This is a genomic window from Glutamicibacter sp. HZAU, from assembly GCF_004100365.1.
GTDB lineage: Bacteria > Actinomycetota > Actinomycetes > Actinomycetales > Micrococcaceae > Glutamicibacter > Glutamicibacter nicotianae.
In genome coordinates, this window is the sequence record NZ_SCKZ01000004.1 from 210125 (window position 1) to 235478 (window position 25354).

General features: G+C 61.1%; 27 protein-coding genes and 2 tRNA genes. 12 read left to right on the plus strand and 17 right to left on the minus strand.

Annotated features, from left to right (window positions below):
* Positions 1–52: 52 nt before the first annotated feature.
* Entirely contained in the window at positions 53–787 is a 735-nt protein-coding gene (locus tag EKH49_RS07720) for a FadR/GntR family transcriptional regulator (protein ID WP_128470361.1), read from the plus strand.
* 89 nt (positions 788–876) lie between these two features.
* Here the strand turns inward: EKH49_RS07720 and EKH49_RS07725 are convergent, their stop codons facing one another.
* Both EKH49_RS07725 and EKH49_RS07730 read right to left on the minus strand, forming a co-directional pair.
* Complete coding sequence (locus EKH49_RS07725) at positions 877–2292, minus strand: GntP family permease (protein WP_128470362.1); 1416 nt, start codon at positions 2290–2292, stop codon at positions 877–879.
* Between the two features lie 51 nt (positions 2293–2343).
* Complete coding sequence (locus EKH49_RS07730; protein WP_128470363.1) at positions 2344–2877, minus strand: gluconokinase; 534 nt, start codon at positions 2875–2877, stop codon at positions 2344–2346.
* Between the two features lie 320 nt (positions 2878–3197).
* Between EKH49_RS07730 and EKH49_RS07735 the strand changes: the two genes are divergently transcribed.
* Positions 3198–3458, plus strand: coding sequence for a GlsB/YeaQ/YmgE family stress response membrane protein (locus EKH49_RS07735; protein WP_128470364.1), 261 nt, complete (start codon positions 3198–3200; stop codon positions 3456–3458).
* A gap of 200 nt (positions 3459–3658) precedes the next feature.
* On the opposite strand, the gene EKH49_RS07740 is transcribed toward EKH49_RS07735, so the two are convergent.
* On the minus strand, positions 3659–4483 hold the full coding sequence (locus EKH49_RS07740) for a zeta toxin family protein (RefSeq protein WP_128470365.1): 825 nt from the start codon (positions 4481–4483) through the stop codon (positions 3659–3661).
* Positions 4484–4594: 111 nt separating this feature from the next.
* Here EKH49_RS07740 and trhA point away from each other — a divergent pair, with 111 nt between their 5' ends.
* Positions 4595–5284 carry a PAQR family membrane homeostasis protein TrhA gene (gene trhA, locus EKH49_RS07745; protein ID WP_236641076.1) on the plus strand — a complete coding sequence of 230 codons (690 nt, stop codon included), beginning with the start codon at positions 4595–4597 and terminating at the stop codon, positions 5282–5284.
* Positions 5285–5372: 88 nt separating this feature from the next.
* On the opposite strand, the gene EKH49_RS07750 is transcribed toward trhA, so the two are convergent.
* The 3 genes from EKH49_RS07750 to EKH49_RS07760 form a co-directional block, all read right to left on the minus strand.
* A complete protein-coding gene (locus EKH49_RS07750; RefSeq protein WP_236641094.1) occupies positions 5373–6614 on the minus strand; it encodes an MFS transporter in 1242 nt (413 codons plus the stop codon).
* 29 nt (positions 6615–6643) lie between these two features.
* Positions 6644–7813, minus strand: coding sequence for an acetylornithine deacetylase (gene argE / locus EKH49_RS07755; RefSeq protein WP_236641077.1), 1170 nt, complete (start codon positions 7811–7813; stop codon positions 6644–6646).
* Positions 7814–7906: 93 nt separating this feature from the next.
* The gene (locus EKH49_RS07760; RefSeq protein ID WP_161567473.1) at positions 7907–8548 is read right to left on the minus strand and encodes a TetR/AcrR family transcriptional regulator C-terminal domain-containing protein; all 642 of its coding nucleotides are present in this window, start codon (positions 8546–8548) and stop codon (positions 7907–7909) included.
* Positions 8549–8874: 326 nt separating this feature from the next.
* Between EKH49_RS07760 and EKH49_RS16860 the strand changes: the two genes are divergently transcribed.
* Positions 8875–9057: a hypothetical protein gene (locus tag EKH49_RS16860; RefSeq protein WP_236641078.1), complete on the plus strand. Its 183-nt coding sequence runs from the start codon at positions 8875–8877 to the stop codon at positions 9055–9057.
* Between the two features lie 172 nt (positions 9058–9229).
* Positions 9230–9652 (plus strand): glycosyltransferase, encoded by a 423-nt coding sequence (locus tag EKH49_RS16865; RefSeq protein ID WP_236641079.1) that lies wholly within the window; start codon positions 9230–9232, stop codon positions 9650–9652.
* Between the two features lie 165 nt (positions 9653–9817).
* Here the strand turns inward: EKH49_RS16865 and EKH49_RS07770 are convergent, their stop codons facing one another.
* The 4 genes from EKH49_RS07770 to EKH49_RS07785 form a co-directional block, all read right to left on the minus strand.
* The gene (locus tag EKH49_RS07770; protein WP_128470367.1) at positions 9818–10111 is read right to left on the minus strand and encodes a transcriptional regulator; all 294 of its coding nucleotides are present in this window, start codon (positions 10109–10111) and stop codon (positions 9818–9820) included.
* On the minus strand, positions 10098–10760 hold the full coding sequence (locus EKH49_RS07775) for a hypothetical protein (RefSeq protein ID WP_128470368.1): 663 nt from the start codon (positions 10758–10760) through the stop codon (positions 10098–10100). The genes EKH49_RS07770 and EKH49_RS07775 overlap by 14 nt, the downstream gene beginning before the upstream one ends.
* A 257-nt stretch (positions 10761–11017) precedes the next feature.
* The gene (locus EKH49_RS07780) at positions 11018–11626 is read right to left on the minus strand and encodes a class I SAM-dependent methyltransferase (protein ID WP_128470369.1); all 609 of its coding nucleotides are present in this window, start codon (positions 11624–11626) and stop codon (positions 11018–11020) included.
* Between the two features lie 111 nt (positions 11627–11737).
* Positions 11738–11813, minus strand: a tRNA-Val gene (locus EKH49_RS07785).
* A 354-nt stretch (positions 11814–12167) separates the two neighbouring features.
* On the opposite strand from EKH49_RS07785, the gene EKH49_RS16695 reads away from it, so the two are divergent.
* Positions 12168–12455, plus strand: coding sequence for a hypothetical protein (locus EKH49_RS16695; RefSeq protein ID WP_201739579.1), 288 nt, complete (start codon positions 12168–12170; stop codon positions 12453–12455).
* A 50-nt stretch (positions 12456–12505) separates the two neighbouring features.
* Here EKH49_RS16695 and EKH49_RS07795 read toward each other — a convergent pair.
* From EKH49_RS07795 to EKH49_RS07805, 3 genes are all read right to left on the minus strand, one after another.
* Positions 12506–12581 (minus strand) — tRNA-Val (locus EKH49_RS07795).
* 115 nt (positions 12582–12696) lie between these two features.
* Positions 12697–13149, minus strand: a complete 453-nt coding sequence (locus EKH49_RS07800; protein ID WP_128470371.1) for a redoxin domain-containing protein — start codon at positions 13147–13149, stop codon at positions 12697–12699.
* The gene (locus tag EKH49_RS07805; RefSeq protein WP_128470372.1) at positions 13149–13565 is read right to left on the minus strand and encodes a DUF3052 domain-containing protein; all 417 of its coding nucleotides are present in this window, start codon (positions 13563–13565) and stop codon (positions 13149–13151) included. Before EKH49_RS07805 ends, EKH49_RS07800 begins: the two co-directional genes overlap by 1 nt.
* A gap of 362 nt (positions 13566–13927) precedes the next feature.
* Between EKH49_RS07805 and aceE the strand changes: the two genes are divergently transcribed.
* The 6 genes from aceE to EKH49_RS07835 all read left to right on the plus strand — a co-directional run bounded on the left by aceE (position 13928) and on the right by EKH49_RS07835 (position 21741).
* Positions 13928–16672 (plus strand): pyruvate dehydrogenase (acetyl-transferring), homodimeric type, encoded by a 2745-nt coding sequence (aceE, locus tag EKH49_RS07810; RefSeq protein WP_128470373.1) that lies wholly within the window; start codon positions 13928–13930, stop codon positions 16670–16672.
* A gap of 154 nt (positions 16673–16826) precedes the next feature.
* Positions 16827–18038, plus strand: a complete 1212-nt coding sequence (locus EKH49_RS07815) for a PucR family transcriptional regulator (protein WP_128470374.1) — start codon at positions 16827–16829, stop codon at positions 18036–18038.
* A gap of 176 nt (positions 18039–18214) precedes the next feature.
* The gene (locus EKH49_RS07820; RefSeq protein WP_128470375.1) at positions 18215–19138 is read left to right on the plus strand and encodes an ACP S-malonyltransferase; all 924 of its coding nucleotides are present in this window, start codon (positions 18215–18217) and stop codon (positions 19136–19138) included.
* A 219-nt stretch (positions 19139–19357) separates the two neighbouring features.
* On the plus strand, positions 19358–19603 hold the full coding sequence (locus EKH49_RS07825; RefSeq protein ID WP_038991515.1) for an acyl carrier protein: 246 nt from the start codon (positions 19358–19360) through the stop codon (positions 19601–19603).
* A gap of 120 nt (positions 19604–19723) precedes the next feature.
* A complete protein-coding gene (locus EKH49_RS07830; RefSeq protein WP_128470376.1) occupies positions 19724–20971 on the plus strand; it encodes a beta-ketoacyl-[acyl-carrier-protein] synthase family protein in 1248 nt (415 codons plus the stop codon).
* Between the two features lie 194 nt (positions 20972–21165).
* Entirely contained in the window at positions 21166–21741 is a 576-nt protein-coding gene (locus EKH49_RS07835) for a dihydrofolate reductase family protein (RefSeq protein WP_128470377.1), read from the plus strand.
* A gap of 6 nt (positions 21742–21747) precedes the next feature.
* Here the strand turns inward: EKH49_RS07835 and EKH49_RS07840 are convergent, their stop codons facing one another.
* The 4 genes from EKH49_RS07840 to dprA all read right to left on the minus strand — a co-directional run bounded on the left by EKH49_RS07840 (position 21748) and on the right by dprA (position 25352).
* On the minus strand, positions 21748–22134 hold the full coding sequence (locus EKH49_RS07840; protein WP_128470378.1) for a VOC family protein: 387 nt from the start codon (positions 22132–22134) through the stop codon (positions 21748–21750).
* 299 nt (positions 22135–22433) lie between these two features.
* Positions 22434–22937, minus strand: coding sequence for a DUF3145 domain-containing protein (locus EKH49_RS07845; RefSeq protein ID WP_038991510.1), 504 nt, complete (start codon positions 22935–22937; stop codon positions 22434–22436).
* Between the two features lie 141 nt (positions 22938–23078).
* The gene (locus EKH49_RS07850) at positions 23079–24074 is read right to left on the minus strand and encodes a tyrosine recombinase XerC (RefSeq protein WP_128470379.1); all 996 of its coding nucleotides are present in this window, start codon (positions 24072–24074) and stop codon (positions 23079–23081) included.
* Positions 24075–24107: 33 nt separating this feature from the next.
* Complete coding sequence (gene dprA / locus EKH49_RS07855) at positions 24108–25352, minus strand: DNA-processing protein DprA (protein WP_128470380.1); 1245 nt, start codon at positions 25350–25352, stop codon at positions 24108–24110.
* Between the last annotated feature and the right edge of the window lie 2 nt (positions 25353–25354).

Sequence of the window (25354 nt, forward strand, 5' to 3'; positions counted from 1 at the left end):
GTCGGCTCGCCTTAGTCTGATTTGACGCAGGCCATTGGCTAAACTGAACCCCATGGCAACAAGTCTGCACGCTCATGTGGTTGAGCACCTCGGCTCCCGCATTATCAGCGGGCAAATTCCGCGTGGCTCCATTATCCTCGCCGCCGACCTGGAACAGAAGCTGCAGGTCTCGCGCTCGGTGATCCGTGAAGCCATCCGGGTCCTGGCTCAATGCGGCCTAGTCAACAGCACCAAGCGGGTAGGTATTCGAGTGCTCGGCGCCGAGAGCTGGAACCCCTACGACGATCATGTCATCCGCTGGCGGCTGGCCAGCGACCAGAAGGGCGCGCAGCTGCGCTCACTGACCGAACTGCGCATTTCCGTCGAGCCGATGGCCGCGGAACTGGCGGCCGAGTTCGCCCCCGAAGCGATGCGCAAGGAGCTGATGATGCTCTCCGCGCAGATGAACCATTACGGACGCCAAGGTGATTTGCGGCGATTCCTGGAGCTGGATATCCGATTCCATGCGGTGGTGCTGGCCGCCTCGGGCAACGAGATGTTCGCGAACCTCTCCACCCCGATCGGCGCGATCCTGCGTGGCCGCACCGAACTGGGCCTGATGCCCGAACGTCCCCACGAAGAAGCACTGCTCTGGCACCAGTCGGTCGCCGATGCGATCTCAAATTCGGATACCGCCAGTGCGCGGAAGAATATGGAAAGCATCATGCGCCGGACGCACAACGAGATCTGCAGCCTCTGGGACGGAGCACCGCGCTTGTTCGTGGATCCGGCCAAGAGCTCCCAGTAGCCGGGCTATCCCGCATCGCATTAAGAAACCGCCGGGGCAGCAATCTGCGTCGCTGCCCCGGCGGATTCTTTGCGTAGCCCGAGCTCGCTCTAGGCCAGCGCGGTCGCCAGGCCGTAGAGCACCATGACGCAGGCGAAGCCGACCACCGAAACCAGCGCCTGGCCAACAGTCCACACCTTCAAGGTCGTGGGCACATCGAGATCCAGGAAGCGCGAGATCAGCCAGAAGCCCGAATCATTGACGTGACCGGCGAAGACCGAGCCCGCAGCCAGGGCCAGCACCATGGCGGCAACCTGGAAGGCACTCAGCGAGGAATCGGCCAGCACCGCAGGCTGGACGATGGCGGCCGCCGTAGTCAGCGCCACCGTGGCCGAACCCTGGGCCAGGCGGACGATGGCAGCAATCAGGAAGCCGGCGACGATCAACGGCATGCCCACCGATTCAAGCGAGCTGGCGATAGCGTTGCCGATACCGCTCGCCCGCAGCACGCCGCCGAACATGCCGCCTGCACCGGTGATCAAAATGATCGAGCAGACCGGGCCCAAGGCCGAGTCCACCACGGTCTCGGTCAGCGTCTTGTCCTTGCCCTTGCGGAATCCCAGCAGGAACATGCCCAACAGCACCGTAATAAGCAGGGCCACCGGGGTCTCGCCGAGCAGGCGCAGCCAGCGCACCCAGGCGGATTCCGCATCCACGACGCCTGCGGAGCCGAGCATGTTCAAGCCGGTATTCATGAAGATCAGCAGCAGCGGGAGCAGCAGCAGGCTGAATACCGTGCCCACCGACGGCAAGGACTTGAACTCGTCCTTCGATGCCCCATTGCCCAGAGTCGCATCCAGGATATTCGGGACCGGGATATCGAACCTCTTGCCGACAAACTTTCCGAACAGATGCCCGGCAACGAACCAAGTCGGGATCGCGACGACCAGGCCGAGCACCAGCACGAGCCCGACGTTGGCTTCCAAAAGGCCGGACGCGGCCACCGGTCCAGGGTGGGGCGGCACGAATACGTGCATCACCGAGAATGCGGTGGCCGAGGGGATTGCGTAGAGCAGCAGCGAACCGCCCAGGCGGCGGGCCACAGTGAAGATGATCGGCAGCATGACTACCAGTCCGGCATCGAAGAAGATCGGGAAGCCGAAGAGCAGAGAGGCTACCGACAAGGCCAGTGGCGCGCGCTTCTCGCCGAACTTGGAGATCAGCCAGCTGGTCATCACATCGGCACCGCCGCTGGTTTCCAGCATGCGTCCGAGCATCGCACCCAGGCCGACCAGCAGTGCCACGCTGGCCAAAGTGGATCCGAAGCCGCCGGTCAGTGTCGTAATGACCGATTCAGCGGGGATGCCCGACGCTACGGCGGTCAGCAAACTGGTGAGTACCAGTGCGAGGAACGCATGGACGCGGAAGCGGATGATCAGCAGCAGCAGCAGCGCTACCGCGGCGACCGCCAGTATCAGCAGACCGGGCGTGCCCAGCGTCCAGTTCAGTTCAAGTTCGCTTGTCATTGTCTTCCTTGATCAATGGGAGGCCTTTGCCTTGGGGTTTGCGGATTAATGTCAGTGCGCCGCACGAGGAGCGTTCGGCAAAGTGAGCTTTGCGGCCAATTGGCTGACGATCTCCTCTGGGCTGTCGGCAATATCGGCACTGAGCACCGGTTCGTCCGGGTCCGGTACTTCGAGTGTGGCCAGCTGGCTGTCGAGCAAGCTGGCCGGCATGTACTCGTGCGAACGCGCAGTCATCCGATCCCGAATCAAGTTCTGGCCTCCGGCCAGATGGATGAAAACCGTCGCTGGTTCCAGGCGTCTGATGAGATCCCGGTAACTTCGCTTGAGTGCGGAGCAGGCGATCACCAGCGGCGCCTGGCGCTGATTGCTTTGCGCCAGCTTCGTTCCAATCAGTTCCAGCCATGGCTCGCGATCGGCGTCATCCAGCGCCTGGCCGGCAGCCATTTTTTCCTTGTTGGCCTTGGGATGCAAGCTGTCGCCATCGATGAATTCATGCTCCAGCCGGTCGGCGAGCAGTTGGCCGATGGTGGTTTTGCCGCTGCCCGAAACACCCATCACCACAATGGGCGGGACTTGCTGATTCATGCATTCACTCCGTTGCGTGCAAGCTAATATATGACTTATGGATTTTCTAGTTCCATAAAATATGATTTAACTAGACTAAGAGTGAGCTGGGCTACTGTCAACAAATATCGCGGAGAATTTGCTTGGTCCACGCAAACGCAGTGGTCAGCCAGTATATTCTCAGCAAATCACGCCATTCCTTCAATCGATGCTTGAACCTAGTCTATGAAAACCCTGAATTTCGATGCGATTTTCGTAGATCGCCTGCTCAAACCCATGTATTGTCTCGTTTTAAGTGGATCGAACCCGACCACTACACAGTCTGACCATTGGAGCGAATCATGGGATTCATTGGATGGATCGTATTGGGCTTGATTGCCGGAGCGATCGCAAAGGCCATTCTGCCCGGCAAGCAAGGTGGCGGCTGGATCGCTACCCTCATTCTGGGCGTGGTAGGCGCTCTGCTAGGCGGATGGATCGGAAGCGCAGTCTTCGGCGAGGGCGTGGATGAGTTCTTCTCCATCTCAAGCTGGCTTCTGGCCATTGGCGGTTCTCTCATCGTGCTAGTCATTTGGGGCTTCATCACCAAGCGACGGGCTTAACGCACTTTCCGTGGGGCATATGTCCTGCCGATATAGATTTCTCGCCGGGTAACAGTTCTCGCTATTACCCGGCGGGATTTCTTTTGTCTTCGCTATTTCACCCGGACTAACAGAGCCCCAACGGATTCTCTGCGCAATTCGAGACGCAGGATACACCCATCCGAGTCCATTGCCGCTTCAGGTGCCGTATGGAACACCTTTTAGCTGAATACCGATGGGCAGTTCCGCGCGAATATCTGGGCAACGACGGCTGGCCGGGATCGATGGCCCGGAGCGTCGAAAACCATCTCGGTGAATTCTTCGGGGACCCAGCGCGCACCAAGGTAGTCGTCGCCGTCCAGGGAAGTTTCCTGTTGCTTCTGCCAACGTTCAACAAGCCGTTCTTCTGAGACATCCTGCGGCGCGTAAACCTCAACGATTTGAATCCCGTATCCGGCTTCCTGCAGTTGGGCAGCCAGCTTCTGCGCTGATTCTTCAGATGCGAGGACCTTGTCAATAACGACGTTCAGTCCTCGCGCGAGGCATGCAGCACGTAGGTTTTCACTGAGCATGGATGATTCCTCATGCACCAGGCTCGCCATGTCCATCGGGAAGAACTGCTCACCGAGTTCTTCTCGCTTCCTCACTTCTAAAGGCTTGAAAAAGCTATCGTAGGTGCCATCTTCTAGCGCTTCCCGCATCAACTTCTTCTTGAATTCGTCTGCATCGATTACTACATAGTCGTTTTCATGCCCTCCCAGCAGGTCTCGCAACAGACTGCTCTTGCCGGCACCCGGAGCTCCTGCAAGCACGAAGGCTCGACGCTCGGCTTTGGCGTTGCCCGATACACGCAGTTCTTCGTCGACCAGCCGCCGATGCAACAGATCACGCTCCCCGATGGCCTTCCACGTGTCCGGAGCCACTTCTTCGAACCAGTCAGTATTGCGCACGGAGATGAACGGTGAATCGTTAGCCAGCACTTCGCCTGGCTCATTGAGCTGAGCGACAGTCTTCAGGTGGTCGGTGATTTCGAGCTTATCTGCCATATTCGAATCCTAATCGGGAATAAGCGCGACGCCCGTCCAGCGCGCGGGCAGCCAAGTACCGTATAGTTCGATGACGGGCCCAGCGTCCCGCGCACAATACAAAGGAGACTCATGGCTACCGCACCACTCCCCGCTCCAAGCACAGTCCGGGCAGCGCGCACTTTCGCGCACATCGGCACCGAACGCACGCGCTGGCGCGGGCTCATCCACGCCTGGTCCACCCCGGGCATCATCATCATGAACCTGGTGCTGATCGTGCTGGCCGACGGGCGCTTGGCCGAATGGACCACCGCCGTCTTCGCCCTCTGCTCAATCCTGCTCTTTGGCACCTCGGCGCTATATCACCGCGGGAACTGGACGGACAAGGTTATGGGTCTCTTCCGCCGAGCCGACCATGCGAACATTTTCCTGCTCATCGCCGGCACCTATACCCCGGTCGCAGCGCTGACCTTGCCGGGCCGGCAGGCGATCATCGTCCTGTCGATCATCTGGGCCGGAGCATTGGCCGGGATCGCCATCAAGTCCTTCTGGCCAGCTGCACCGCGCTGGGTAGGGGTCAGCCTCTACATCCTGCTCGGTTGGGGCGCGTTGATGCAGCTGCCAGCTTTCTGGGCCGCGAATCCCGCGGTAATGATCCTGATTCTTGCAGGCGGCGTGGCTTATACGGTTGGTGCGGTGTTCTACGCCACCAAGCGGCCCAATCCCCTGCCGAAGATCTTCGGATTCCATGAGCTCTTCCATGCCTGCACCGTCATGGCCTTCCTCTGCCATTGGACGGCAGTGCTTCTCGTGGCCCTGTAACCGTGCCGGCCAGTTGTTAAAAGCGATCGCCGCAAGCTTCTTCAAGAAGCTTGCGGCGATCGCTTTTATGCATCCGCTACTGTGCTGGCTACCGCTGGCTGTAGCGCTTGCGCACGACAACCAGTCCGAGCAGCGAGATCACGGCAATCGCCATGTAGTACAGGCTAGGCGCGTCCAGCGACCCGGTCACATCCAGCAGCCAGGTCAGCACCAGCGGGGCGATGCCGCCCAAGAGGGTAACGCCCACATTGTACGCCACGGACAGGCCCGAACCGCGGATCGCGGCCGGGAAGAGGTTTGAGAGCAATGCCGGCAGCGGGCCGAAGTAGAAGGACATGATCACGCCGAGCACCGCAATCACGATCACCATCACGATGACGCTCGGCTTCGAAGTCATCAGCTTGAACAGCGGATAGGCCAGCACGAATGCCGCCACCGCCGCATAGGTCATCACTCGTGCCGGGCCGATCCGGTCGGCCAGATGGCCCACCAGCGGGACACCGCACAGCGTGATGATGCCTGCCGAGATTCCGCCCAGGAAAGCAGCATCGGCAGGGATCTTCAGGTTCGTGACGGCGAAGGTCGGCATGTACAGGATCATGTAGATCGAAATCGTGGCCACGCCGATGGTTGCCACCGCGGCCAGCACGCGTCCGTGGTGCTGGACAAAGAGCGTGCCCAGCGGCGATTTCTCCTTGGCCGTGGAAATGAACTCCTCTGTTTCCTCCAGCTTTGCGCGAATGTACAGGCCGACCGGCCCGATCAGCAGGCCTACGAAGAACGGCACGCGCCAGCCCCAGCTCTCCAGGGCTTCCTGGCTCAAGCCCGTGGTCAGGAAATAGCCGAAGGCTGAGGCCAGCAGCATGGACGCACCCTGGCTGGCGACTTGCCACGAAGAGTAGAACGCTTTCTTATGCGGTGCGGTTTCGATGAGGAACGCGGTGGCCGTGCCGAACTCGCCACCGGCGGAGAATCCTTGGATCAACCGCGAGAGCAGGATGATCAAGGCACCCGCCACGCCCGCCACTTCATATGGCGGCGCCACGGCCATGATCAGCGTTCCGAGCATCATCAACCCCAGCGTCAGGGTCAGTGCGCTCTTGCGCCCCTTGCAGTCGGCATAGCTGCCCAGCACCATGCCTCCCAAGGGCCTGATCACGTAGGAAATCGCGAAGGTGGCGAAAGTGAGAATCAGCGCGAACGTGCCATCGGATTCCGGATAGAACACCTTGGCGATCGTGGTTGCAAAGGTGGCATAGACAATGATGTCGAACCATTCAAGGGCCGCGCCGATGGAACTGGAGATGACGGCCTTGCGCGCCTTGGCGATCTATTCTGGCGTAGCCACGGCTCCGGTGCTCATGAGCTGGTCTTTGCAATCAGCGAATCAATGAAGTTCTCGCAGGCCACGATCTGCTCCAGCTCGATGTACTCGTCCGGAGCGTGCGCCTGGGCGATATCGCCGGGACCGCACACCACGGTGGGAATGCCTGCCGCCGCGAACAGCCCGGCTTCGGTGCCATAGGTGACCTTTTCATCGGTGGCAATGGCGCCGCATGCGGCTGCGAAGGACACGATTTCTTCATCGGGTGCGGTATCCAGACCCGGAGCTCCTGCCTGCTGGGCGAGCTTCACTGAGCAGGCGGGGTTCTGCTCGCGCATTTCGGCCTCCAGCTTGGCCGCTTCGTCGCGGAAGCGTCCGGTGAGCGCCTCACGGTCCACTACCGCCAGCGAGCGGTATTCGAAGTGGACCACTGCCTGCGAGGGAATAGTGTTCACCGCGATGCCGCCGTCGAACTTGTTCACGTTCATGGTGGTGGTCGGTTCGATGAAGGATTCATCGCGCGGACCATTGCTGCGCAGCTCGGCTGAAACTTCTTCGACGAAATTCGCGAAGCGCAGCGCGTAGGAAATGGCGTTGACGCCTTCGGATGGCAGCGAGGAGTGGGCGGCGACACCGTTGAACTCGGCGCGGAAAACATTCATCGACTTGTGCCCGCGGATGGCCCGCATGCTCGACGGCTCCCCCACGAAGCATCCGCGCGGTGCCAGGTTCTGGTCAACGATCTTCTGCACTAGCGACACCGCGCCGACGCAGCCGACTTCTTCGTCGTAGGACAGCGCTAGGTGGATTGGCTCGGCAAGTTTTGCGCTGGTGAGCTGGTCCAGCTTGGCGAGGATCACCCCGAGGTAGCCCTTCATGTCGCAGGTGCCGCGGCCATAGAGCTTGCCGTCGCGCACCTGTGCATCGAACGGATTGCTGCTCCAGTCCTGGCCGTCCACCGGCACCACGTCGGTGTGCCCGGAGAGCACGATGCCGCCGGTGCGCGTCCCATCGGCCGCGGGGATGGTGGCCAGCAGGTTGGCTTTGGTGCCTTCGTCGTTGTGGATCAGCTGGGAGCTGATGCCGTAGGCGTGCAGCTTCTTCACCACATTCTCGATGAGTGTGAGGTTGCTGTCGCGGCTCGTGGTGTCCACGGCGATGAGCTCGTGGATTTCCTTCATGCTTGCTTCGCTGGGCGCAGTCATCTCAGCTCCTGGTTCTAGGCAATAACGCTATGGACTCATAGTTCCACAGTGACCCTTCTCCGCCTAGAAAAATTTCGGAGAATGGCTTTCTGGCTAGTTGCGAATAATGACGGCGCCACGCAAATAGTTCATGATTGCGTCCTCGAAGGCTGCTCGCTGGTTCACAGGCGTTGCCGCTTGGGCCAGCGCAGCTGACAGGTGCGGGTAGCTGCCCGTTTCCAATTGCGTGAACAGTGCCGCTGAATCCTGGGGCTGCTGCTGTTCCTGCTCATTCAGCGCAAATGCCGTAGTCATGGCGTTGAGCATGGCCAGGCACTGCAGTTTGGCACCCGCATCCAGCCCGCTGCCATCCAGGGCAGTTAATCCGCGCTCCAGGTAGGCCAAAGTGTTCGGGCCCGTGGCATGCTTGCCCATGGCCAGCCCAGGGGTCCACGGATGCCGGCGCATGATCCGCAACCCCTGGGTGGCCAGGCCCAAAAGCTGGTGGGCTGCGGAACCGGCGTGAGACTCGAGTTCATATTCAGCGCTGATCTGCTCCACCATGAGACCGCTGAGTTCCTCGTGGGAGTCCAGATAGCGGTAGAGCGATGCAGGGGCAGCTCCGATCTTGGCAGCTACGGCCCTGATTGATACCGACGCCATGCCTTCGGCATCGGCCAGTGCAATCGCCGCCAGGGCGATCTTAGTCTTGGAGTGCCGGGGCTTGGGTCCGGTGCGAGGCTGGATTCCTGGCATTGCTGCTTCTTTACCGCATGGCGCACGGTGCGCCAATCTCCGGTGTGTAGTTAATTGCGAACATCGTTCGCTATTAATGCTACAGGCGAATCCATACGCTTGCTGATGATCGGACCAGGAACACGCGGCGACGTCGCGCCGATGGCTGGCCATGGCCAGAGCCTGGCGGCCCACGGCATCGATGTCTCCATTGCGGGAAACCCTGCTGACAAGGACCTGGTCGTTACCGCAGGCTGCCGCTTCCGGGAGCCGTCCGGGGACTTGAGTGCATTGGTCAAGCCGGCACCCCGGGCGCCAAAGCCAGCACCAAGGATCTGCGCTAATGCTTGCGGGCGCTCAAAGATTATTTCGAACTGGCAGCTGCCGGAACGATCGCCGCGGCCGAACACGGTGCCGACATCATCATGGCCAATGCGGTAGCACTCTACGCCTATGACATGGCCGAGGCCATGGCGTTGGGGTCAGCGCGCAGCTTCGGGTCCCCATCCTCCACGGCTTCAGTTCACTAGTCGTTCCGCGTCCCGCTGACTGACATGAAGGGATCGTCAATTGCGGGTACTGCCAACCGCCGGCCGATCCGACATAGACCCCATCGCAGCGACTGCTCGACTTCCTCAACGATGGCCCACCTCCGGTCTTCATCGGCTTCGGCAGCACGCAGGCACTGGAACCGGCCTTATCATGGATGTTGCCCAGCGCGCTGGAAGACGCATCATCGTGCAAGGGGAACCGGAAATCGACGAACCCTCAGTCCTGGGCATTGGCGCAGTTCCGCACCAGTGGCTGTTTCCGCAGATGGCGGCCGTCGTGCACCATGCCGGGGCAGGCACCACGGCAGCAGGGCTGCTGGCTGGTGTCCCAGCAGTTCCAGTACCGATCTTCACCGACCAGCCGTTCTGGGCCCAGCGCATCCACCAGCTCGACGCTGCCGCTCAGCCCATTGCCTACAAGCAATTGACCGCACGGCGCCTCGCGGCCTCGATTGATGAGGTCCTGGCCAACGAGGATCTGGCTAGCGGCGCCCAGCGAATTGCCCGGCGCCTGGTCGCCGAACCCGACAGCTCGATTCCGGTGGCAAGGGCCCTCGAACAGCTCTGCAACTAGTATCGCCCCTGCAGGCCTGGCAGGGGTCGGCAGATCTGGCAATCCGGACACTCGCAGCGGTATTGCTCACGCGCGGTTCCCATGCCGCCCGGCAACGGAGCTCGTGGTTGCGGCCTTTGGTCACGATCCCCGAGGCATTCCGATAATCGCGGCCCAGGTATACGGTCACACCGAGTTCAGCAAGGAGCGAAGCTGTTCCTTGTAGTCCTCAAAGGCAGTTCGCCCAGCACGCGTCAGAGCGATGTAGGTCACCGGATTCCGCCCTTCCAGGACCTTGTCCACCGCCACATACCCTGCTTCCTCCAGTTTGCGTAGGTGCGTTGCCAGATTTCCTGATGTCATCGACAGCAGGCCCTGCAGCTTGGGAAACGAGATGCTGTCCCCTGCACCCAAGGTATCCAGAACCGTTACGGCCCTCAGCCGCGCTTGGGCGTGGATGACCGGGTCAAGCTCCTGCATGCCCGTCTCGGATCAACGAACCTGAAACCAGCTCCGGCTTGCTGCCGTGTAGCAAGCCCAGCACAATGAACCCCAAGCCGCCCAGCACTCCAGCCAGGAGATTCAATGGCGCCGGTGCAGCCAGCGACAACAGCGCAATGGCCAGGATCCAGGCTCCGAAAATCAGCTGGGTCCGGTCATTGAAGAGCAGCGAGCCGGCAACCACCAATACGCCGATGACCAGGCACAAGCTGCTGAGAGCAAAAGTGACCATGCCCATGGAGCTCAGCCCTTCGGCATGCAGCCGCCACCCCAGCAGGGCGGTGATGATCATGCCGAGGCTGAAGGTGTTGCCATAAATTGCGCCTCGAGCCATCGATGGCCCCTTGGTCCCCGAGCCGCGCTTGGCCGAATGCACTGCGGATATCACGATGGCGATGAGAAATGCGGCAGCCGCGATGCCGATACCAACCGCTGCAGGCAGCAGTGGCGAACCTTGCGGCGCCAGTGCGAAGTAGAGGCCGAGGAAGGCAATGATCCATGCGCCACCCCAGATTGAAAACAGCAGATGCTGGTTCGGGCTCATGCCCTCACGGGCTTGCTGTGCGTCCGCCTCGATTCCCTGCAGAATGCGAGCCGGGTCAATTTCCTTGTTATTCCCGCTGTCCATGGCGGTCTGCCTCCTCCGGCGTGTGCCGTTTCCGAGACGCAAAGCGATACGTGATGAAAACCACTTTGCATTGCAAAGTCTACGATAGCCCTGCCGTCCACTAGCCGCAAGAGGCGCGTTCTGGCCGCGGGACAGAATTAAGTCCCGGGAAATTCCATACAACAGCAGAAGGCACAGGCCAGAGGCAATTCACGAGGCTTGCACCATGCAATGAACCGCAAATAATTTTTTCCTGCAGGGCGGCTAACTGCTTGCAGCTATTTGCGTCCGAGCACGGCCACTAGGAAATCGTCGGCAGGCAAATGGAAGTTCCATGTCGAATAGCGTTGCTGAATTACCAACCCCGCTTCTATGGCATCGGATTCGAAGTCAACGAACTCGTACCCACGTCCGGAACCGAAGCCGATGATCATGCGTCCGTCCGACGCCAAGTGCTCGCGCAGCTGCTGCAGTGATGGAAGGCGTTCGGACTCGGATAGGAAAGTGACAACATTGCCGGCGGAGACAATCAGATCGAATTCCTGCTTCTCCCCCGCTTCATAAGCAACTGTGAATTCAGCGAGGTTCCCGACCTGCCATTGGGCCTTGGGGTACTCCATTCGCGCAACTTCGATGAGGTGCGGGTCGAGGTCGACGCCCACGACGTGGTGTCCTTGCTCGGAAAGCCAGCCGCCGATGCGCCCAGTTCCGCATCCGGCATCCAGGATCCTGCTGCCGCGGGCAACCATTGCGTCAACGGCGCGTGCTTCTCCAAAAATATCCTGGCCTTCGGCGGCGAGCGTGCGCCAGCGCTGGGCGAAGTTCTGCGAATGGTCCGGGTTCTTGCGCACGGTGGCGAGCCAAAGGTTCTCTTCTGGTGCAGTCATGAATCCAGTTTCGCACCTTCAGCGGACTTCGGCGATTCGACGGCCACGTCCAGAAATACGAGAAGAGACCGTTTCAATCACTGTGAAAAGTGATTGAAACGGTCTTCGTTGTGGTGGGCCCTACCGGGATCGAACCGATGACATTCACGGTGTAAACGTGACGCTCTACCAGCTGAGCTAAAGGCCCTCCTGCAATGGGTGAACTCGGAAATTGCTTTCCTTCATCCCTCCGCCGCAACAAGTAACAATCTAATGCATCCCCAACTGACTTGGCAACTTGATATGGACGTTTTGCCGAAAGAGTGCCGAGTGTCACCCGCGAGGCAACCTTTAGAACCATTTTTCCCCTTCTGTCGCAGGCACGGGAGAGGATGAATGCATGAACAAGAAATTCGCAATTGCCACCCTTGCCCTAAGTCTGCTAATTTCCAGCTGCGCTTCGAAGCCCATCGGAACCGGTGCGGCACCTCAGTCCCCGTCCGCCGAAAATGTGGTACCAGAACCTGCCGCCCTGACCGGGACTTGGACGCAAAGCAACTCCATGAGCGATGACTCATACCAGGAAGCGGTGATCGACAACGACATCATCACCATCAATTGGGTGATGAATAATGGTGTTACCAAATCGCTGTACTGGGTTGGCAGCTTCGAGGCACCCGTGAATGCAGCCGAACCCTACACCTGGACCTCCAAGCGCGATAAGAAGGCCACTGAAAACGCCATGATGGCCTCGGGCAGCGATACCAAGGAGTTCACCTTCACCGAGAGTGAAATATCCTACGAAGCCAGCATCTTGGGCACCACGAGCATCGTCCGACTGGCAAAATAATCTGCCGACGACAAAAATCCTCGATCCGGAACGGATCGAGGATTCTTATTTGGTGGGCCCTACCGGGATCGAACCGATGACATTCACGGTGTAAACGTGACGCTCTACCAGCTGAGCTAAAGGCCCTTACCATGTTCGCTTTTGCAAGCCAACGAGGAATAACTCTACACAGGTATCTGCACGCAGGCAAATCGAGGAGCTGATTTTTCCAGTGAACCAGAACACAGTTAACATCGGCAGGCTAAGCGCTGCACTCCACCGCCGCCTTATAGTCTTCGACACTTCTTGGCTGGGTCATCTCGCTGCGGAAGATATCGCGCACCTCACCGTCGACCAGGTATAGCGACAGCCTCGTTGCGACCCCGCGTTCGTGATCGAAGGCGTCGGCCCGTTGCGCCACCGCCCCGTGTGGCCAGAAGTCGGCCAGCAGCTCGAATTGAAGGTCGAGGGACTGCGCGTAATTGCGCAGGGTGAACTTATGGTCCACCGAAATGGCAACGATGCGCACCTGGTGCCGCTCGAAGAATTCGTAGTGCTCCTGGAGTGTCGCCAGTTCCGACCCGCATACCCGTGAAAACGCCCAGGGATAAAAGACAACCAGCACCCGGCCTTTGGACAGCCCGGTACTGGTTATCGTTTCGCCGTACTGATTTTCCAGCGAGAAGTCGAACAGGCGTGAACCTGCTTGGATCATTAGTTCTTCTTACGCGGGGCGAGGCGGATTGCGGACCAATCCTCCGAGACACCTTCACTAGTAGTTACGTGCAGGCCGGCCGATGGGGCCTCCTGCTGGATCAGCGATGGCGATACATGTCCCTCGCGGCCCTGCTTCGGAGTGAGCAGCCAAACGATGCCCTTCTCATCCAAGCAGTTCAGCGCGTCCATCAATGCGTCAACAAGGTCTCCATCGCCGTCGCGCCACCAGAAAATGACTGCGTCGACAACGTCATGGTCCTCTTCGGTGAGCAGCTCTGAACCAATCAGGTCCTCGATCGAATCGCGCAGATCGTAATCCACGTCATCGTCATAACCCAGTTCCTGAATAAGGTCTTCATTAGCGAAGCCCAATTTTTTGGCGGGCTCCAAGTTTGCCGATACGGCGTCGCTCACTTCATTCCTCCTGCTGGTGCAAAGCGTTACTACCAACGAAACACGGTTTTGCCGTTCCGTTCAAGCGCTGCAGCGATAACACGCCGAACAAATATAACCCGAATTCCCGTGACCCGCACCATAGTGACACGACCATATTGCAGATAGCCCCCATACACAGTTGCCTAAGTCACTTCAAATATCCGATTTTAGCCCGTTTGCGCTCGAAATCACGACACCAAAGATGAGCTTTTGACACTAGAGTTGCATATGAACCGGCAGTGCACATCATTCCAGTGTTACTGCACCCGTTGTCCCAATACCGGTGCACCGCAGCGCAAAACTGCACAGCGTCGGAGCCGCAATTCAATCAAGGAGCTTCAGTGGCTGTAGAGGAACACATCTCCCAGATCCGTAGCGGGTTGACTTACCAGCTGTCCGATCGGGATCCTGAGGAAACTCAGGAATGGATGGACTCGTTTGACTCCCTCGTAGAAACCCAGGGCACCGAGCGTGCCCAGTTCATTATCCGCTCGCTGCTGCAGCGCGCAGGTGCCAAGTCCGTGGGCGTGCCGCACGTGACCACCACCGACTACGTGAACACCATTCCTGTAGACCAGGAACCAGAATTCCCCGGCGATGAGGCCATCGAGCGCCGCTACCGGGCTTTCATGCGCTGGAATGCCGCCATCATGGTGCACCGCGCGCAGAACCCGAACATCGGCGTTGGCGGACACATCTCCACCTACGCTGGTGCAGCGACCCTGTATGAAGTAGGTTTCAACCACTTCTTCCGTGGCAAGGACCACCCAGGCGGCGGCGACCAGATCTTCTTCCAGGGCCACGCTTCGCCGGGCATGTACGCCCGCGCCTTCCTCGAAGGCCGACTGTCCGAAGAGGACATGGACGGATTCCGCCAGGAGAAGTCGAAGGAAGGCCACGCGCTTCCTTCCTACCCGCACCCGCGTTCCCTGCCTGACTTCTGGGAATTCCCGACCGTGTCCATGGGCATCGGCCCGGCCAACGCCATCTACCAGGCGCAGCTGAACCGCTACCTGCACAACCGCGGCATCAAGGACACCTCGGACCAGCAGGTCTGGGCCTTCCTCGGCGATGGCGAAATGGACGAGCCGGAGTCGCGCGGCTTCCTGCAGCTGGCCGCCAACGAGAAGCTGGACAACCTGAACTTCGTCATCAACTGCAACCTGCAGCGCCTCGATGGCCCGGTTCGCGGCAATGGCAAGATCATGCAGGAACTGGAAGCCTTCTTCCGCGGTGCCGGCTGGAACGTCATCAAGGTTGCCTGGGGCCGCGAGTGGGACGCCCTGCTCGAAGCAGACAAGACCAACGCCCTGGTTGACATCATGAACCAGACCCCGGATGGCGACTACCAGACCTACAAGGCCGAGTCCGGCGCGTTCGTCCGCGAGCACTTCTTCGGCCAGCGTCCGGAAACCAAGGAATTGGTTGCCGACATGACCGACGACGAAATCTGGAACCTGAAGCGCGGTGGCCACGACTACCACAAGGTCTACGCCGCCTACAAGGCTGCCGTGGAGTTCAAGGGCAAGCCGACCGTCATCCTGGCGAAGACCGTCAAGGGCTACGGCCTGGGTTCGCACTTCGAGGCGCGCAACGCGACCCACCAGATGAAGAAGCTGACCATGGAGGACTTGAAGAAGTTCCGTGATCACCTGCGCATCCCGATCACCGACGAGCAGCTCGAAGCCGACCTGTACACTCCTCCGTACTACCGCCCAGCCGAGGATTCGGCCGAGTACAAGTACATGATGGAGCGCCGTGCGGCCCTGGGCGGTTCGGTGCCGACCCGCCGCCAGGAAACCACCAAGAAGCTGACGCTGCCAGGCGAGAAGACCTACGCGATCGCCAAGCGCGGCTCGGGCAAGCAGCAGGCTGCCACCACCATGGCCTTCGTGCGCCTGCTCAAGGACCTGATGCGCGACAAGGAATTCGGCCACCGCATCGTGCCGATCGTTCCGGATGAGTCCCGCACCTTCGGCATGGACTCGTTCTTCCCGACCGCGAAGATCTACAACCCGGGCGGCCAGAACTACCTGTCCGTGGACCGCGATCTGGTGCTGGCCTACAAGGAATCCCCTCAGGGCCAGCTGATCCACCCGGGCATCAACGAGGCCGGCGCCGTCGCTGCGTTCACCGCTGCCGGCACCAGCTACTCGACCCACGACGAGCCGCTGATCCCGATCTACGTGTTCTACTCGATGTTCGGCTTCCAGCGCACCGGCGACCAGTTCTGGGCTGCCGGGGACCAGATGACCCGTGGCTTCATCATCGGCGCCACCGCCGGCCGCACCACCCTGACCGGTGAGGGCCTGCAGCACGCCGATGGCCACTCGCCAATCCTGGCCTCGACCAACCCTTCGGTGATCACCTACGATCCGGCCTACGGCTACGAAATCGGCCACATCATGCGTTCCGGCCTGGAGCGCATGTACGGCGGAACCCACGCCGATCCGAACGTGATGTACTACCTGACCGTGTACAACGAACCGATCAGCCAGCCAGCTGAGCCGGAGAACGTCGACGTCGAAGGCATCATCAAGGGCATCCACCTGCTCAAGGAAGCTACCACCGACGGCCCGCGCGCACAGCTGCTGGCCTCGGGCGTGGCCGTGCCATGGGCACTGGAAGCGCAGTCCATCCTCGCCGAGGAGTGGGGCGTCTCCGCCGATGTCTGGTCGGTCACCTCGTGGAACGAACTGGCCCGCGACGGCCAGCGCGCCGACGCCGAGGTGCTCGTGGATCCATCGAAGCCGCGCCGCACCCCGTACGTGACCTCGAAGCTGGAGTCCACCCCGGGCCCGGTCATCGCGACCACCGACTACATGCGCGCCGTGCCTGAGCAGCTGCGCCCATACGTTCCGGGCGAGTTCCACACCCTGGGCGCTGACGGCTTCGGCTTCTCGGACACCCGTGCTGCGGCCCGCCGCTTCTTCAAGATCGATGCGCACTCGCTGGTCGTGCAGACCTTGCAGTCGCTGGTTGAGCGCGGCGAAATCCCTGCGGATACCGCAGTGAAGGCGCACGCCAAGTACGATCTGAACAACCCGAACGCCGGCCAGTCCGGCAACGCTGGCGGCGACGCCTAGCACCCGGGTTCCCGGGGCTGGATTCGCCTCCGGCGCCGCACCGATCAGCTGCCCGGCAACGAGGATTCCTCGTTGCCGGGCAGCTGCTTCATTTAATCCCAGCTTTACCTGCCGTGCCGGGCGCGGGAGCGGAAAAGAAACTAAGCTGGAAATCATGAGTCCTGAAATGGATGCCGCCGCAGCTCCGAAGAACCGTCCCAGCCGATCCCAGGCACCCAGCAGCGAAACGCTCAAGCGACTCAAGAGCCACATCGGCGTGCTGTCCACCGCAGCGCTGAAATACCTGGACCAGCAGCTGCCCTGGTACCGCTCGCTGGCGCCCAACGAGCGCGCCGCCCTGGGACTCATCGCCCAGAAGGGCATCTCCACGTTCGTCACCTGGTACGAAGATCCGTCCTCCACCCCTTCCTGGGTAGTCACCGACGTCTTTGGCGCCGCCCCCACGGAGCTGACCCGCTCCATCTCCCTGCAGAAGGCCCTGGGCCTGCTGCGCACCATTGTGGAAGTGGTCGAATCGCAGGTGCCGGACATCGCCGCCGAGCACGAGCAGGCAGCCCTGCGCGAAGCGGTGCTGCGCTATTCGCGCGAGGTCGCCTTTGCCGCCGCCGATGTCTACGCCCGCGCCGCTGAAACCCGCGGGGCGTGGGACTCGCGCCTGGAGGCGCATGTGGTCGATGCGGTGCTGCACGGCGAAGCCCACGATTCGCTCTCCTCGCGCATTGCCGCCATCGGCTGGAAGTCCCAGAAGAACATCCGCATCCTGGTGGGCACCACCCCCTCGTCCAACCCGGCAACCTTCGTCTCGGCGCTGCGCCGCATGGCCATCCGCTATTCGCGCGACTCCCTGGTGGGCGTGCTCGGCGACCGCTCGGTGCTGATGCTCTCGGACACCAAATTCGAGGAAGCCGATCTGAGCCGGCTGACCAGGTTCTTCGGTCCCGGCCCGCTGGTCTACTCCCCTCTGGCCCCGACGGTCAAGGAAATGCACCACGCCGCTGTCGCGGCCGTGGCCGGATTCAGTGCCGCCAAGGCCTGGCCGCAGGCGCCGAATCCGGTCAGCGCCGATGACCTGTGGCCAGAGCGCGCCTGCAACGGCGACGAGCTGGCCCGCACGGCGCTGGTGGAGCAGGTCTACCAGCCGCTGCAGCAGGCATCCAACGGCCTGGCCGAAACGCTCTCCAGCTACCTGGCCCTTGGCCACTCGCTGGAAGGCACCGCGCGCGAGCTGTTCGTGCACGCGAACACGGTGCGCTACCGGCTCAAGCGGGTCAGCGAGGTCACCGGCTGGGATCCGCTGGTTCCGCGCGATGCCTTCGTGCTGCAGACCGCGTTGCTTTTCGGCCGGCTTCACGAATCGAACTTGTAGGCTTCTGCCAAAGAACGCCGGGCAGCCATGACGGATATTTCCGTGTTGATCGCGCATTACCGCGGAATTCAGCTTCCAGATACGCTAGGCTTTTGTGGAGATCCTACAAACAGTCACCTCGAGCTTGGTACTCAAAAGAAGCGCCAAAAGCTCCCAACATTTGGAAAGCTGTAAGAGTGTTAGCAATCGTTTGCCCCGGACAGGGCTCCCAGACCCCAGGTTTCCTCACCGAATGGCTCGACGTCGATGGCGTTGCCGAGCATCTGCAGGCGCTCAGCTCGATCACCGAGCGCGACCTCACCGCTCACGGCACCACCTCCGATGAAGAGACCATCAAGGATACCGCCGTCGCCCAGCCGCTGATTGTCGCCGCTGGCCTGGTCACCGCGCGTGCGCTCTTCGGCGAATCGCTTCCAGCCGGCGCCATCGTTGCAGGCCACTCCGTTGGCGAGATCACCGCTTCGGCATTGGCCGGAGCGCTCGACGAGGCTGACGCCATGAATTTCGTGAAGGTGCGCGCCAACGCCATGGCCGAAGCCGCAGCCGCCACCCCGACCGGCATGGCCGCCGTGCTCGGCGGAGATCCCGAAGAAGTCCTGGCCAAGCTCGACGAGCTGGGACTGACCCCCGCCAATGCCAACGGCGGCGGCCAGACCGTGGCCGCAGGCACCCTAGAGCAGCTCGCTGCCCTGGGCGAGAACCCGCCAGCCAAGGCGCGCGTGATCCCGCTGAAGGTTGCCGGCGCATTCCACACCGCGCACATGCAGCCAGCAGTCGGCACCCTGCAGGAACTGGCCGATACCATCACCCCGAAGAACCCTTCGGCAACGCTGCTCTCGAACTTCGATGGCCAGGCCGTAGCCGATGGACAGGCAAATCTCGATTCGCTGGTCGCCCAGGTCTCCCGCCCGGTCCGCTGGGACCTGTGCATGCAGACCCTGGCCGAGGCTGGCGTGACCGGCGTGCTGGAACTGGCACCGGCCGGAACCTTGGTGGGCTTGGCCCGCCGCGGCCTGAAGGGCGTGAAGACCCTGGCCGTGAAGAGCCCCGCGGATCTGGAAGCAGCCAAGGCGTTCATCGCCGAGCACACCGCCAGCTAGGCTGGTGCGCCAGTCGAAGATTGTGCTCGCCGGGAACGTCATGTTGCCTGCCCCGAGCCCATCTCTGGCCTAAGCTTTAAACCGACGAAACCTGCCACGCATCGCTGATGCACCAGCAAAGTTTCATTAAGCCGGCTGGAACCGGCTCCTGGAAACAGGATCCAGACCCAGCCACAAAAATGACCGGAGTCCTCCGGCTAAGAAGAAAAGGAGCCATCCATGGCTAGCAACGAAGAAATCCTGGCGGGCCTCGCCGAAATCGTCAACTCCGAGACCGGCCTGGACGAAGCAGACGTGCAGCTGGACAAGTCCTTCACCGAGGACCTGGACATCGACTCGATCTCGATGATGACCATCGTCGTTGAGGCCGAGGAAAAGTTCGAGGTCAAGATCCCTGACGAAGAGGTCAAGAACCTGAAGACCGTCGGCGACGCCGTCAACTTCATCGCTGCGGCACAGGCCTAAGCTTCCAGGCGTTCATCGCCACACCGTTGCGCGGGCAAGCCGCGCACACGGGCCGGTACGTCAAGCCGGCCCCCTGAATTTCCAAGCACAGTTCTAATTCGCACAGTAGAGAGTTTGATGATGGCGCGCAAAGTAGTGATCACCGGTCTCGGAGCCACGACCCCGATCGGCGGCGATGTCCCCACCCTATGGGAAAACGCCCTCAAGGGTGTCTCCGGTGCCGCAACCCTGGAAGATGACTGGGTCAAGGAATACGACCTGCCGGTCACCTTCGCCGCCCGCGCTGCTGTGCAGCCGACCGAGGTGCTCACCCGCCCGGAGACCAAGCGCATGGACCCATCCACCCAGTTCGCTGTAGTCGCGGCCCGCGAGGCCTGGGCCGATTCCGGCTTGGTCAAGGAAGAGATGGATCAGAACAAGCTGGCCGTAGCCTTCGCTACCGGCATCGGCGGTGTCTGGACCCTGCTCAACGCCTGGGACACCCTGCGCGAAAAGGGCCCGCGCCGCGTGCTGCCGATGACCGTGCCGATGCTGATGCCCAATGGCCCGGCAGCTGCCGTGTCGCTGGATCTGGGTGCTGCCGGTGGCGCGCACACCCCGGTGTCGGCGTGCGCTTCGGGTACCGAGGCGATGCATGTAGGCCTGGATCTGATCCGCTCGGGCAAGGCCGATGTGGTCATGGTCGGTGGCGCGGAAGCCGCGATCCATCCGATGCCGCTGGCCGCCTTCTCGTCCATGCACGCGCTCTCCCGCCGCAACGACGATCCAGCCAAGGCTTCGCGCCCCTATGATGTCGACCGCGATGGCTTCGTCATGGGCGAAGGCGCCGGTGCACTGGTGCTGGAAGCCGAGGAGCATGCCATCGCTCGCGGCGCCCGCATCTACGCCGAACTGGCAGGTTCCTCGGTGACCTCCGATGCGCACCACATCACCGCCCCGGATCCGGATGGCCTGGGCGCGACCCGTGCACTGAAGGCCGCCATGTTCGATGGCCGCATCCAGCCAGAGGACGTCGTGCACGTCAATGCCCACGCAACCTCCACTCCGGTTGGCGACAGGCCGGAATATACTGCGCTGAAGAGCGCCCTGGGCGATCAGCTCGACAACGTCTGGGTTTCGGCGACCAAGTCGCAAATGGGCCACCTGCTGGGCGCCTCGGGCGCTGTGGAGTCCGTGCTGTGCGCACTGGCCGTCTACCACCGCAAAGCCCCGGTGACCATCAACCTGGACAACCAGGATCCGGAGATCCCGTTGAAGGTCGTCACCGGCGAGCCAGCGCAGCTGCCAGCCGAAGGCACCATCGTTGCGCTGAACAACTCGTTCGGCTTCGGCGGCCACAACGCCGTAGTAGCCATCCGCAGCGTCTAATCGCTTCGGCAGCAACACGAACGCACGCCACTGGGTTGGCTGGAGGAAATCCTTCAGCCAACCCAGCGGCTTTTAACCTGGGAGGAATTGGCGGGCAGCCATTGCTTCGGTCCTGACATGTTGGTTAGGCTCAAGTACCGCCTCGAATCGGAGGCACCTGACGGTACTTGGCCTAGAGCAAAGGATCCTTTCCCATGCGCACCCTGATTGCCACTTCCTTCGTATCCCTGGATGGCGTCGTCGAGGCGCCGGGCGGTGAACCGGGCTACCGCAATTCAGGCTGGACGGTGGATTCGGTCGACTTCGACCCGGCCGCCTATGAGCTGAAGGGCACCGAGCAAGCTGAAGCCAGCGCGATGCTCTTGGGCCGGCGCAGCTACGAGTCGTTCTCTGCGGTATGGCCGTCGATGACCGAGGAATTTCCGCAGTACAACGCGATGCCCAAGTTCGTGCTGTCCACAACCTTGCGGGAGAAGGACCTGGCCACGAACTGGGGCGAGACCACCATCTTGCGTTCGGTAGCCGATGTGGCGCGGCTTCGAGCGGGCGACGGCGGACCAATCAGCATCCACGGTTCGGCGACGATGGTCCATTCCCTGCAGGAGCATCAGCTCATCGACCAGTACAACCTGCTGGTCTTCCCGGTCTTGCTGGGAGCCGGCAAGCGCCTGTTCAGCGACGCAAGCCTGGATGCGCAGAAGCTGAAGCTCGTCGATTCCCAGGTGTACTCCAACGGGATCCAGAAGAACGTATTCAAGGTCCAGCGCTAGCGGATCCTAGCCAGCCACTGGCAGATAGGGCCGGGTAATCAATTCCAGGTAGTGCCCGGAAGGGTCAAGCAGATAGACGCCCCGGCCACCATGTTCGTAATTGATCTGTCCTGCCAGCTGCCGTTGCGGATCTGCCCAATGCTCGATCTCCCGCTTGCAGATCGTGGCGTACGCCCGATCGAAATGCTCGTCGTCAAGCTGGTAAGCGTAATGCTGCGGCGGGAAGTCGATCGGTGGTGCGGCGAACTGAAGCAGCACGCCATGAGCCAAGCTGATGTTGGCAAATGGTCCCCAGCCCGGTTCCTCGTGTGCTTCGAGCAGTTCCAGGTAGAACTTCGCCATGCGCTGCGGGTCCAGTGAAGCGATGATGGTGTGGTTGAACTGTGCGGTCATTCTCTCCCTTTCGTGTATCAGATGTGCTGTTCATTGGTGAATGCATCTGGCACGGGAGGTCCGCGAATCAGGGAACGACCAGATAGCCGTTCCGGGAGTGGCCTGCAACGGCCTGGCTGGTCTTCATCGCCACCGAGCATAGCACTGGCAAGCGACGCGACGCCACAATCGCAGTTCTTAAGGCAAGAAGTGGGATCCCCGGCATGGGATCCCACTTCTTTGTTGGTAACAACCCCGCACCGACGGGGTCATTTCTGGCTGACCAATGAAAAGTCACCCAGAGACTAATTAACCAGTCGTTATACCACCTGGTTGAGCCATCGTACAGGCGCATCTTCGCCCGCGTGGCGGAAGGGTTCAAGTTCTTCATCCCAGGGCTCGCCAAGGGCGATGGACATTTCCTGGTAGAACACCGAAGGGTTGCCATCGCCTTTTTCATAGGCCCAGCGGATGCGCTCTTCGCTGACCATGACATTGCCAGCGCAATCGACAGTGGCGTGGAAGATACCGAGGTCAGGCGTTACGGACCAGCGGCTTCCATCAGCCCCAGGGCTCGGGTCTTCGGTGATTTCGAATCGAAGGTGCTGCCAGCCGTGCATTTCACTGGTCAGCAATGCGCCGGTACCTTGGGTGCCAACCCACTCAATTTCAGCGCGACAAAATCCGGGTGCGACGTGCTGTTCGGTCCACTCCATCTTTACTGGAGTGCCGAGCACGGACCCGATTGCCCATTCCAGATGTGGGCATAGCGCTGCAGGGGCGGAATGAATATAAATCACGCCTCTGGTCATCGGTGCAGACATGCCATCCTCCGTTGCGGTGTTGATCGTCTTCCCCTACGTCAACATCGTTCCGGTGCCATCGCTGCCGATACTTCCATTTTGCCTGATGATGAGGCCTTTCGCCACCCGGAAAGCCCATTTTCGCGGATTCATGCCAAATAGTCAGGCTCGCGGATGGGCTTGGCGATAGCTTTGCCTCAATCGATCGACTGAAACATGCGTATACAGCTGGGTCGTTGCCAGTGAAGCGTGCCCGAGGAACTCCTGGACGGCGCGCAAATCTGCGCCGCCATCGAGCAGATGGGTGGCCACGGTGTGCCGTAACGCGTGCGGACCGCTAGCAGCGGTATCCCCCAGCGATTCCAGCGCCTTGGATATGACCTCTCGGGCTTGGCGCACGTTCAAGCGCGCACCGCGCACGCCGACGAGCAATGCCCCCTGGGCCTCCTGCCGGGCCAGAACCTTGCGATGCGAGCGGATCCACGCGATGATCACGCGCTCTGCAGGCTTGCCGAAGGGAACAACCCGTTCCTTGTTTCCCTTGCCAAGAACCTTCAGGGTACGTCGTTCGAAGTCGATGTCGTCCACGTCCAGGGCCACGAGCTCGCTGATGCGCAATCCGGATGCGTATAGCAGCTCCGCGATGACCTTGTCGCGTGCCGCTACCGCCTGGCTCTTGGCATCTGGGCCTGATTCCGCTGCGCTTTCGCTATCGACTGCGCCAGCAGGCGCCTCAGTTTTTCCGGAGAGCAGGCGATCGATCTGGCTTGGCTGCAAAACGTGCGGAAGCCGCCGCTCCTTCTTTGGCGCGGCCAGCCGCAGTGCGGGGTCGGTGTCGATCAATTGGTGCTTCAATGCCCATGCGAAGAAGTTCTTCACCGCGGAGATCCGCCGGGCCAGGGTAGTGCGGGACACCTGCGCTTCGTGAAGCTGGGCCAACCAATCGCGGAGCATGTCGACCGTAATCTGCTTGAGGCTCGGATCCTGGGCGTGGTGCTGCAGGTACTCGCCAAGGTTGCGCAAGTCCACGTCGTAGGCTCGCAGAGTATTAGCGCTTCGGCCGCGTTCGCGTTGCAGGTATTCCAGGTAATCCTCAACCGGCTCGGCGAACTTTGCCGACAGAGCAGTGCTGGTGTGCGTCGTTGGTTCTTGCTTCATCACTATTGAGAATACCCCCAGCTGGGTCACCGGCTAGTTCTGGCGCACCAACTTCCAGGTCAGGCCATCTGTAGCGGCCATGTCCAGCGACTCCAACCGGTTGATGGCCCGGAGCGTCGTGATCAGCGGCACGCCACTGCGGGCCGAGATTTCATCGACCAGCATTCCTTTGGAAAAGGACATCGTGTCGTAGACCATGCCTTCGTCCCTGCTCAGGTTGTCAGTCGGGCGCTGCTGGGCCTCTGAGCTAGGCGACTCTGTTTGGCGGTGCTGGCCGAGCAGGCCCAGTGCGTGTTGCGGACTGGCGAGCAATGCCGCACTGCCCTCCGCAATCAAGCGATGGCATCCTGCCGAGTTGGGTGCGAAAACACTGCCGGGAACAGCAGCAACATCGCGTCCGAGCTCGACCGCATGGCTGGCGGTGTTCAGTGCACCGGAACGGTGGCGGGCCTCGCTGATGATGACGAGCCTGCTCAATGCGGCGATCAGCCGATTGCGATTCAGGAAGCGGAAGCGAGCGGATGTGGTTCCGGGCGGCACCTCGGAGATCAGCACGCCGCGGGCAATAATCTGGTTCAGCAGATTGCTGTTGCCCGAAGGGTAGAGCCTATCGATGCCACCAGCCATAACGGTGATCGTCGGCGGACCCGGGTACTGCCAATCCTCCACACTCAGCGCTGCCCGGTGCGCGCTGGCATCAATGCCGTAGGCTCCGCCCGAGACAACGGTGTACCCACTCAAAGCCAATGTTCTGCCAAGATCGAAGGTGACTTGATCACCGTAGTCGCTGGCGTCACGTGAGCCGACAATGGAAACGTTGCTGGCCAGCTCTTGGCCTTCAAGCAGCTGGGGGTTTGCCGATCGCCACCACAAGCACAACGGACACCCGAGATTCAGGTCGGCTAGCTGACGTGGCCAGGCGGCATCGGTGGGGATCAGCAGTCCTCCACCAACCCGAGCGGCGGCATCCAGCGCGCCCACCGGGTTGCTCAACGACAGGCGTTTCCGCCATCGGGTCAGCGCCACTTTCAGGTCTTGCGCGGAATCCCCTGCAGGGTGGAATCCCAGGATTCCGTCAACCGGAAGCTTGAGCGCGGACGGATAGAAATCCTCTCGCTGGATCAAGCGCAGCAATTCCTGTGGGCTCATGAGTTCCAGCAAGGCCGTGGCCACGTAGTCGTTGGGCTCTATGAGCTGGTTCAGGTGCGCGTAGACCAGACGCTCTTGGGAGCTTGGGGCCACCCATCCCCCGGCAGTGTTCGTATTACTGGAAGTCATGG